At 28.8% G+C, this 11,082-nt stretch carries 6 protein-coding genes; 3 read left to right on the top strand and 3 right to left on the bottom strand.

All coding sequences use genetic code 11. The features are described from left to right. Positions 1-1,113 (bottom strand): serine hydrolase domain-containing protein (locus ACRDBA_RS15560; RefSeq protein ID WP_438573842.1); only part of this gene is annotated, 1,113 nt, incomplete at its 3' end. Positions 1,114-1,516: 403 nt separating this feature from the next. Between ACRDBA_RS15560 and ACRDBA_RS15555 the strand changes: the two genes are divergently transcribed. The 3 genes from ACRDBA_RS15555 to ACRDBA_RS15545 are packed head-to-tail and all read left to right on the top strand — an operon-like array spanning position 1,517 to position 4,464. Next, a complete protein-coding gene (locus ACRDBA_RS15555; protein ID WP_438573841.1) occupies positions 1,517-3,115 on the top strand; it encodes an FUSC family protein in 1,599 nt (532 codons plus the stop codon). A gap of 33 nt (positions 3,116-3,148) precedes the next feature. Next, positions 3,149-3,601: a MarR family winged helix-turn-helix transcriptional regulator gene (locus ACRDBA_RS15550; RefSeq protein ID WP_438573840.1), complete on the top strand. Its 453-nt coding sequence runs from the start codon at positions 3,149-3,151 to the stop codon at positions 3,599-3,601. Positions 3,602-3,627: 26 nt separating this feature from the next. Then, positions 3,628-4,464: an SDR family NAD(P)-dependent oxidoreductase gene (locus ACRDBA_RS15545; RefSeq protein ID WP_438573839.1), complete on the top strand. Its 837-nt coding sequence runs from the start codon at positions 3,628-3,630 to the stop codon at positions 4,462-4,464. A 183-nt stretch (positions 4,465-4,647) separates the two neighbouring features. Here ACRDBA_RS15545 and ACRDBA_RS15540 read toward each other — a convergent pair whose 3' ends face one another. Beyond that, positions 4,648-9,627, bottom strand: coding sequence for a S8 family serine peptidase (locus ACRDBA_RS15540; protein WP_438573838.1), 4,980 nt, complete (start codon positions 9,625-9,627; stop codon positions 4,648-4,650). 1,161 nt (positions 9,628-10,788) lie between these two features. Beyond that, positions 10,789-10,974 carry a hypothetical protein gene (locus tag ACRDBA_RS15535; protein ID WP_438573837.1) on the bottom strand — a complete coding sequence of 62 codons (186 nt, stop codon included), beginning with the start codon at positions 10,972-10,974 and terminating at the stop codon, positions 10,789-10,791. Positions 10,975-11,082 lie beyond the last annotated feature (108 nt).

Genomic DNA, 11,082 nt, shown 5'->3' with positions numbered 1-11,082 from the left:
AGTATTTGAATTAAAACCATCTATAACTCCACTATGCCTTATAATACCATCTTCGACAAAGACACCATATCCATAGTTATCTACTGGAGTAGTCATCGCTATATAAGATTCTCTTGATATAATATCACCTTTATGAAGCATTCTATTCCATCTAAGCATATCGAAAACATTTGAATATATATTTCCTGCAGCATAAGTAAAGTTTGGATTAGCTACTATCTTTCCAGATTCTGGACTTCCATGACCTCTAGCATCACCCTCTTCCATCTTCATACTACTAGTAGTCATTTTAGTAGGCTCAAATATTTTTTTTTCTATATACTCTTCGTAAGTCATTCCACTTTCTTTTTCTATTATCAATCCAAGTAAATAATAGTTTGTATTGCAGTAATCATACACTGCATTTGGTTCAGAATGTAAATCAGTTAAATTTAAATTCCTTATTATTATATCCTTGTTCCATCTTTTATCTTCAACATATTTATCAAAATACTTTGTATTTTCATATTCCTTAAGAATGTTTTTAGATTCATCATCCTTAAAATATAGTTCAACTTCATTTAAGTAATCTGGCATTCCTGATCGCATTTGAAGTAAGCTTCTTATAGTAATTTGACTTCCATATTTATAATCTGGAAAATACTTGTCTATTGTTTGATCTAAGTTAATCTTATTTTTTTCTATTAATTGCATTACAGCCGCAGCAGTAAATTGCTTTGTGTTAGATGCAATTGCAAAACGAGTAGATAATGTATTTTCTCTATTTTCCTCAACATCTGCATAGCCGTAAGCCTTTGCAAATTTAATATCATCGCCTTTTGCAACTAAGGCTACCCCTTGAAATGCCTTGTTAGCATACTCTTCATCTAAAAACTTTTCTATATTTTCATAACCAGGTTCTACAACTCTCTCAATTTTATCTTCTTCCCTATTTTTCGCAACTTGATTTTTTTCAGTATTATTATCCTTTCCCTTATAACTATCTTCAGTAATGTTATCTTGAACATTAGATATTAAAGATTCTTCTCCAACCTCACTTGAATTACATCCAGATAAAAATAACATAGTACTAAGTGAAAAAGATACCATCAATAATAAATATTTTCTCTTCATAAATCTCCCCCGCTTTTATCATTAATACTTTTTCCTTTGCTTATATTTTATAATTTTATCACATAATCCATTTATAATAAATATTTTAATAATGTAAAGTAAAATTTCATCAAATAATATTTTAATTACTTTCAACTATATCTTAACCTCTATCCTAGGACTTGATTGCTATCCTAGGATTTATTGATTATATGAATATTATTTTGTACATTTATAAATAATAAACTTACAAAGTTAATCCTACGTCTCTTATAAATGACGAATATTTAAAGAAAATTTAATATGATTAAAAATATACATCAAGTTTAGCATTAAATATTCAATAAAAGAATTGATATGTCTAATAATAGTAAAATTAGATTTCAATTAGTTGACATATCAACTAATTAGAAGTATAATACAGTTGACATGTCAACTAATTCAAGGCGGTGATTTTATTAATAAAAAACAATTTATTACTCAAACCTTAACTTTTATAGCAAATTCAATATTTATTAACATTTTCGCAAAAATCTTTGGAATGTCAAATTCAATAGTGGCTGTATCTATCGTTGTTATTGCACTAAGTCTCTTAGCAATAGACTTAAGAGAAAATATTATGAAAAAGACATTTTGCATTTCAATGGTTATGTTGATAATAGGACTATGCGCTTCTTTAAGCAATATTAATCCTATTTTAGGATTTATAATAAACCTAGTGGTTATATTTTTAATTGTTTATGAAGGGTCAAATACATATAAAGAAAACTTATATTTTCCATTTTTACTAGCTTATATTTTCATGAAAATGTCTGCGCCAGCAAGCTTAAATGATTTACCAATGAGAATTGTAGCTCTATTTGTAGGCTGTGTCTACATCTTGATTGTTCAATTAGTTCTTAATAAAGATAGATTTAAAAAGACTATTTTAGGTACTAAACAAGGTATTATATCTATGACAATTCAGCGAATTAACTATCTTTTAGATGAAAAGTATGAAAAGTTTTCAAAGGAAGAAATTTATCCTTTAGCTCAATTAGTAATAAAAGCAATATATGATAACCGTTCAAAAGGAAAGGTTATGACATCAAAGAATAAGGGAATAGTATCTTTAGTCTTAACTATTGAAAAGTTATATGGTTTACTAAGTAATTTATCTGAAAAACCTTCACTAAATTCAAATGAAAAAAATTTTTTATATGAAGTAAAGAACCTATTAAAAGAAATTGATAAGTATTCTCCCACTTCTAATCTTAATGAAGAAATTAAGAAAAATATAATATATACTATAGAAAATTTAAGCTTAGAAGCAGAAACTACTATTCTAAATAATATTGCAGAAACACTAAGTGAAATACCTAAAGCAATAGAGTTATTAGAAAGTGGAGAAAAAGAAGATAATACGGTTTCATACATTAAACACTTAATTAAACCAATAAAAACAGACTCTTTTAGCTTTAAGTTTGCATTGAAATTATCAATTTCAATAAGTACTATAATCTTATTAAGTGAAGTATTTAATATAACATATGGTAGATGGATGATATTCCCTCTCATAGCTATAATACAACCTAGTATAGAAGGTACCTTAAAAAAATCATTAGAAAGAGTGTTAGGTACATTTATAGGTATAGTCTTATTTGTTATTATCTTCTCATTAGTTTCAGACAATATGGTTAGACTTAATATTACAATATTTTTAGCATATATAAACCTATTTGTGAAAAAATATTATATATCTACTTCTTTAATAGCTGTTTCAGCTTTAGGTAGTGTTGCCATGGGTGGTGGAGCTAATAGTGAGGTACTTATATTAAGAGTTATTTTTACAACCTTAGGATGTATTCTTGGTCTTCTTATAAATAAGTATGTTTTTTCTTATAATTTAAAGCGTTATAATGATGATCTTAAAATGGAATATAATCAACATGTTTATGAGATTGAAAATGCTAGCTTATGTGAAACAAAAAGATATGACGCTATGTTAAAAAGCAAACTACTTCAATATAAGATAAAAGAATAAAATAACTAACTATCATAAAAGGAGCAGAATTTTATGAAAATGTATGAAACCGAATCAATTAGCAGATATATCAATCAATTTTATAGACAAGGTCTCTCCTATTTAGGTAAGGAATATAAAGATTATGGAATAGGTGCAGGTCAATATCAATTTTTAGTATACCTATATATAAAAGATGGCTTAACCCATGACGAGTTAACAGAAAAAATAGGTGTAGATAAAGCTATTACAACAAGAGTTATCTCAAAGTTAATGTCAGAAGGATATATTGAAAAAGTTCAAGATAACCAGGATAAAAGAAAATTTTATATTTATTTAACTGATTATGCAAAAGAAAAAAGAGAAGCAATACTAGATATATCAAAAAAGTGGGAAAAGGAGCTTATTAAAGACATTTCTGAAGATGAATTAATACAGCTTTATAAGATTTTGAGAAAAATGAGTAAATCAGAAAACATTTATACATTTTGTGATGAAGAAATTTAAAGTATAATATATAAGGAGTTTTAAAGATGATAAAGTATTTTGAAGGAAGATTTGACAATAAGGTTATGATTATAACAGGGGCTGCTACAGGTATAGGAAGAGCAACAGCTCTTAGAGCTTCAAAGGAAGGAGCTAAACTAGTTTTAGTTGATATAAAAAAAGAAGAGGGCGAAGAAACTCTAAATAAGGTTTTAGAAGACAATGGTGATGCTATCTTTATGCAATTAGATTTATCTAAAGAAGAGTCATCAGAAATAATGGTTAAAAAAGCCTTAGAAAAATACGGAAAAATAGATATAGCTGTTAACAATGCAGGTGTTATGGGTCAACCAAGCCCTGTCCATCAGCTTGATAAGGAAAAACTTGACTACACAATGCAAAACAACTTCTACTCAGTATTTTACTGTTGTAAACATGAAATAAATGCATTTATAGATAAAAATATAGGTGGAGTTATAATAAATAATGCATCAATAGCTGGTATTACAGGACTTCCTGGGAATCCTGCCTATGTAGCTTCTAAGCATGCTGTAAATGGATTAACAAAAAATTTAGCTTTAGATTATGCACGATATGGAATAAGAGTAAATTCAGTAAACCCAGCAGGTACTGATACTCCAATGGTACATGAAGCTATGGCTTATGTAAAAGCTAAAAGAGAAGCAGCTATTGCAAATGGTATTGACCCTGCTACAGCTCAATCAATGGCAGGACAAAAAACTAAGAGCATATTAAAGAGTGCAACAAATATGGATGCAACGTCTGAAGAACAAGCAGCATCTATACTGTTTTTAGCATCTGATGATTCTACTCATATGACGGGTGCTATTTTACAAACTGATGGAGGATGGACATCATTTTAATCTGTAAAGTTAATTAAAGTACAAATTATTATTCTGTATATTAAAAATGCTCTGGACCTCTATGGTTTCCAGAGCACTAATAATTTATATTATTCTTAAAATTGTTTAACTAATTAACGCCTATGCTGGGCACACCATAGAAAAAGCCAGTATAATTATAATAATTACACTGGCTACTTTTTATTATTTTTCAGTTCTTACATTAACAGATACTGGTTTACTTTTCATTCCCCTAGTACCTTCTGACACAACTTTAAATCCATAAATTGTGTTTGCTTTTAAGTCTGTAACTTCATATTCTAATCTATCATTAGCTTTAACTCTATCAATTTCTTTACCGTCTTTATAAATTATATATTCAGCTACTTCTGTACCTGTTTTAGGTGCTTCCCACTCTAATTTAACTGAATTAGAATGCTTTTCAGTAACTCTTAAATTAGTTACCTTCTTAACATCTTCTACTTCTTCTTTTTCCTTAACTGTAATTTCCCACGTAGCATATCCTGCACCATCATTTATAGCAGCTGTAATAATTGCTTTTCCTTCAGCTTTACCAACAACTTTACCATCTACTACTGTTGCAATACTATCTGCTGTTGAAAGATACTTTATTGATTTAACAACAATATCTTCTGTATTTAAAGAAAAGTTTAATTCGGCCTCTTCCCCTACATAAATATCAAACTTATCTTTTTCTACAATAACATCTTCTATTTGTGGAATAACTCCATCCTTAGTTACTGTAATAGCACAATATAACGTTGCTGAACCATTAGCTAATGAAACCTTTATATCTGTTTCTCCTGGATTAACAGCTGTAACTAAACCATTTCCATCAACAGTTGCAATATCTTCACATTTAGATTCCCAAACTAATTCTAACGGAGCTTCAGCTGGATTTGCTGTAATAACAAGTTGAGCAGTATTATTTTCCACATCATTTACATCTAATGATAAATAAGTTTCATTAATGCTTATTTCTTCTAATCTTATTTCATCATAATATCCTGTTGATTTTATTATATCTTCAAGAGTTCTTCCATTATAAGAAGCTTCTGGAGTCTTTTTTGATGAATTTTGTTCATTACCTCTCAAGAAATTAAAAATTATAAAATCAAGATCATCACAATCAACAATACCATCAAAATTAAAATCTACTGGAACCTCATTATAATCAACTTTTTGTCCATAATACTTTTCAACTTCTAAAGCATCATGAATATCTATAACATCATCCTTATTAACATCACCTGCTAAAGCATAGTTATAGAATTCTGAACCTAATAAATAGTACACCTTTCCTAAAGTTTCTCCATTAACCATTCTAGATGGAATAAATTTTGCCTCTTTTCTAAAATGTCCTGGTAAATCAGTTACAACCTTATACTCCTCTTTAGATGTTGGTAAATCCTGTGCAATATACTCATCATTTGCACTACTATAAATTAATTCATACTTATTACCTTCAGTATCTTCTACCCAAATATACTTATCTAAATTTGAATTGTATTTTCCTCTCTCATTTGCTAATAAGAAACCTTCACCTACTTGTTGAGCCCTAACTGATGATGTACTTTGTTTAATGTTTACACCTTCATAAGTTGCTTTATTAGACATATTTGTAATATTACCATCTTTATCTTTAACAGTTAAATATCTACACTCAATATATTCTCTGTAAAACTCACAGTTTGAATCGTCAACTAATTTAAATTCTATATCTAATAATCCTAAGTCACCAGATATATCAACATTATTTCCATCCTTGTCTGTTATATTTAAATTTAATTCAATATATCTAACCATTGCGCCTTGTATCTTTTTATCTATAGTGTACTTATAACCTTTTTCATTAACAATTTTTTGAAGGTCTTTATTAAGTTTAATATCCATAATTTCAAAGTCTTTTAAATAAGTTAATACATAATTAAAATTACTTCCACCATCTAAATTTTTAACAGATATAGTTGATACTATATTTTCCCCTTTAGACATATCTTTCTTATCTAATGTTATACTACTATATGGCATTCCTTCTTTAACAAAGAAATATCTTGGTGGCATAAATAGATTTTGAGATGTTGCAATATCTGTTGGCATTGGAGAAATTTCTATAACACCATTTTCTAAATCTGATTTTTCAATACCCATCTTGAAATTACCATTTTCATCAACTGGTATACCCCATCTTGGCATTCCATTCATAAATCCATTTATTATTATATCTTTCTTAGTTACATCATGTCCCATTTCTTGTAATGCTTCTATACTGTTATCATCAACATTACCATGAACCCAGAAAGCTTCATGCATTTCACCAAAGTATTCTTCTGTAGTGTACATATCATCAGATATTTCATATACACCAGCCTTTTCTTCCATAGTAATTTGTACATCCTCATTATCAACTAAAATATTATAATTATATACAAGTGGTTCCTGCAGATCATTTGCATAAGCTACAACATCTAATGTGTACTTTCCATCTGTTAAAGAACTTCTTGTAAAGGTAATATCATCACCATCCATTGGGAAATATGAAGCTCTTGAATTTAACATATAAAAAGCATCTCCATATCCTGCTGGTAAATATGATAAATCTATATATCCAGCTAACCCTATTCTTTCACCTGTTTCATAATCATTTACAAATACTTCGATATGATCTATAGGTGATGAAGGTTCAATATATGCCGAAATTCCTAAATCTTTTATAAAATGCATCATTTCTAAATCATTACTAATAGCTGGTCTAGAGAAGTCTAAAGTCTTTATTCCTGGTTCAGTGTAAGTAACTGAAAAAGGAGTTCTATAAACTTCATTGCTATCTTCTTCATTAGTAAATATTATATATCCTTCATATCTTCCTTGCGCTGCTGTACTTGGAATTTTTATAGTTGCATTAATATTAACATCTTCTTTAGCATTTACAGTTAATTTTTCTGGTACATCTAATACTACACCATTTGCCTTTGCATCTTCTGCTAATGCTTTTTCTCCTAAATATTCTACTGAAATATTAAAGTTTTTATTTACATCACCCTTATTATTTAAGCTTAAAGCTAAGGATTTTTCTCTATCTTCATCATTAGTATAAACTCTATCAAAAGATAAAGAACCTGTTAAATAATCTATTTCTATTAAATTGTTGTTTCCATCAAGTGATTCACTTTTGTCAAGTACACTTATACTTACATCATTGTGAACAGCTTTATATGCATCAACTCTACCAGCACCTACAGCATTTATTGGATATTCTTCCTTTAAATTAACTGAACTGTTCATTAAGGAAACCTTTAACTCTGAAGGAGTTAATGTTTTATCATTTTGAATCATTAATGCTGCTACACCAGCTACATGTGGACTTGCCATTGAAGTACCTGATATTCTTGAATACGCATTATTATAATCTATTCCCTCTTCTGGACTATTAATATATTCAGGATAAGTTGAGAATATTGCATCTCCTGGTGCTACTACATCTGGCTTTATCATTCCATCTGATGCTGGTCCTCTTGAGCTAAAATCAGCTAATATATCTCCTTCTGTAGTTGCTTTACCTGTAACTTTTAAAGTAGTCTTTAGTGGATTTCCACTATTATTTGCTTCTTCTATAAAGCCTTTAATCTTTTCTCCATTCTCCATATTTATAGCAATGGCTGGAACTCTTTTTTCAGCCTCACCTAGATAAAGATTAAGCTCCTCTCCTGGAATATTGTTTACTACTATTGCACCAGCTGCACCAGCATTTGCTGCATTAGCAAGTTTTTCAGTAAAGCTAAGTTCTCCACGATCTATAAGAACTATCTTATTTTTTACATCTAAATCTATAAAGTCAGATTCAAATCCATATCCAACATTAACTATTTCATATTCTCCATTAACAAATGGATCTAAGCTTTCAAATTTTCTTGCAAATAATCTTCCGTCTATTGTTTTTCCATTTGATAAGTTAATATCAAATGTTTCTACATTTATATATGTGCTACTTGCTCCTACAGATATTGCTAAAGCTGATGTTCCTGGAGCCCCTAATGTTGAAAGTCCTGGTCCAGCATTACCATTTGCAACTACTGTAACTACTCCAGCAAGTGAAGCATTATTACAAGCAATAGATGTAGGTGATAATGGATTTGTGCTAGTAGCTCCTAGTGATAAGTTTATAACATCCATCTCATCTTTTACAGATTGTTCTATAGCTGCAATTATTCCAGATGTTGCTCCTGAGCCATATGGTCCTAAAACTCTATATGCATATAAATCTACATCAGGTGCTAAACCAGTTACAGCAAATTCACTTTCACTATTTTCACCTGTCGCAGCAATTGTACCAGATACATGTGTACCATGTGACGTATAGAAAGAACTACCTCCCTCTATTTCTGGTGCTCCACTACTAAGCCAATCTTCATATGTTGTTTCCATTGGATCATTATCATTGTCTACAAAATCATATCCACCTTTGAAATTCCCTTTTAAATCTGGATGATTATAATCAATACCAGTATCAAGAACTCCAACCTTTACTCCTTCTCCTGTTAAACCTTCTTCTCTTAGCTTGTCTACACCTATTAAAGGTGTACTTGAAACCATTCGTGAGTTAGGATTTTCAGTATTTGAAGAATATGTTTTAATTTCATTTTCAATTGGATCTGCTTTTACTACATCATCTTTCCATATAGCCTTTACAACTCCGCTATCTAATAATCCTTCAATATCAACACCTTTTATAGACATAGAAACACCATTAAAAGTATTGTAATATGAATGTTTTATAGTGTATGTTTCTTTTCTTTCCTTACCTTTAGCATTTATAAAGCTTTCAAAAGCTTTATGCTCATTTTCAACAGAATTACTCATATCAAAAGTTGATATTCCACCATTTAAAGACTCTTGAGTAATAAGTGGTAATGAGTTAAATTCTACTATAATTGATTGATACTCTTGTGATGAAGTATCAACCCCTTCTCTAATAGGATTTCTTTTAAGCTCTGCATCAGCTCTGTCTAATTCCATTTTATACTTCTCTGCTAATGACTTTACTGATTCACCTCTAGATGAATTGTTATACGCCTTAGCGCCTTGTGCTGGCAAATACGATATAAATAAAGTAAATGCAAGTACGCCCCCAATAATTTTTTTTCCTAAATGTCTTCTTATCATTTTTATCCCCCTTTTACATTTAGTAAATAAATATAATAAACAGATTAAAATTGTTTACATATTAATCCATTTATTACATTTTATTTATTAATTGTAATTATGTCAACAAAAATACATATATTTTGTAAAAAAATTTTATTTTTGTTTGTTTTAAAGAGTATTATTTTAAATAAAAATTAAAAAGAGGTTATCTATTAAATGATGAAAAATCACTTAATAGATAGCCTCACAACTCTTTTGTAGAATAATTAAATGCTCAATGATATTCAAACATATCTAAATATATATACCATTTTTCTCTATACCTAAACAACAAATATCCGTTTACCTTTGATAATTATATGCTTTTGAATTTCAATATACTTCCACAACAAATACCTACACTTAAACATATCAAAGTTATCCCCATTAATTTATTAACAGAGAGATACTTAACTCCTAAAAATAATATTCCTCCACATACTATAATAAAGAAAAAAGATAATAAACATATAAGTGGGTACCTTATGTACTTACTGAGCTTTTTATTACTACTTGCAATAGTAGCTCCCTCAAATAATAATTCCAAAATAAACTCAAATAAAAAATACATACTTATTACCCCTAAATTTATATTTTATATAGTAGCCTCTTCAGCTAATTTAGCATGAAGTTATTTTCCTTTATTTTATAATTGTATCATATAGAATTTTTAAAATATATTATTATCAGAATTAGTTTAATGTAAAACTCTCCTTCTAATAACCTATAATTCTCTTATTGTTTACTTGAAAGTAATGTTATTCAATATCCTTTTATTTAGTTTACACAAAATTATTTGCAGTGTTTTTGCAAACTAGGTCCTTTAACTACTCATAATTTATTCGAAGGTGAAATGTGACATCTATATCAACTTTTTTAATAGCTGCAGCAATAATTCCTGTAAGTAGTCTTCTTGTTTCTTTTGTAAAACTACATGGTGTAGTTAATAGGAAGTTTTTATTAATATTCATATTAAAGATATCAAAGGTTAGTCAATCTCCCTACATTATGCTTATTGCTGTTCTCTTAACCATATTATTTATTTATTCAATAACATCTTCTTCTCTACTTTTGCCCATAGCTTGAGCTAAGTTAATTATATTCATCTATGTTTCCTTCATTCTTTATCAAATATATTTATTAAGAATAAAAATATCTAATTGCCCATCTAAATATCCTACAGGTGATAAAGTCATCACTAAGTACTCTATATTTCTCTGGAAGCTCGTTTATCTCTGGTATATAATCAAAATATCCATTTTTTACTTGTACCTTCCATTCGTCAAATTCATATGTATCAGCTACCCCTTCTTTTGGGATTATCACAGCATGTACATTATGTGGATAATTCTTTTTAGCTTAATAGCCCTTACTAATTACTCCACAAATATATATATAGCTTTAAACTCCTCCACTTCATTAAATATGATTATA

Source organism: Clostridium sp. (assembly GCF_051654825.1).
GTDB lineage: Bacteria > Bacillota > Clostridia > Clostridiales > Clostridiaceae > Clostridium.
Note: the sequence above shows the minus strand (reverse complement) of the source record. Positions and strands in the feature narration are given on the sequence as shown.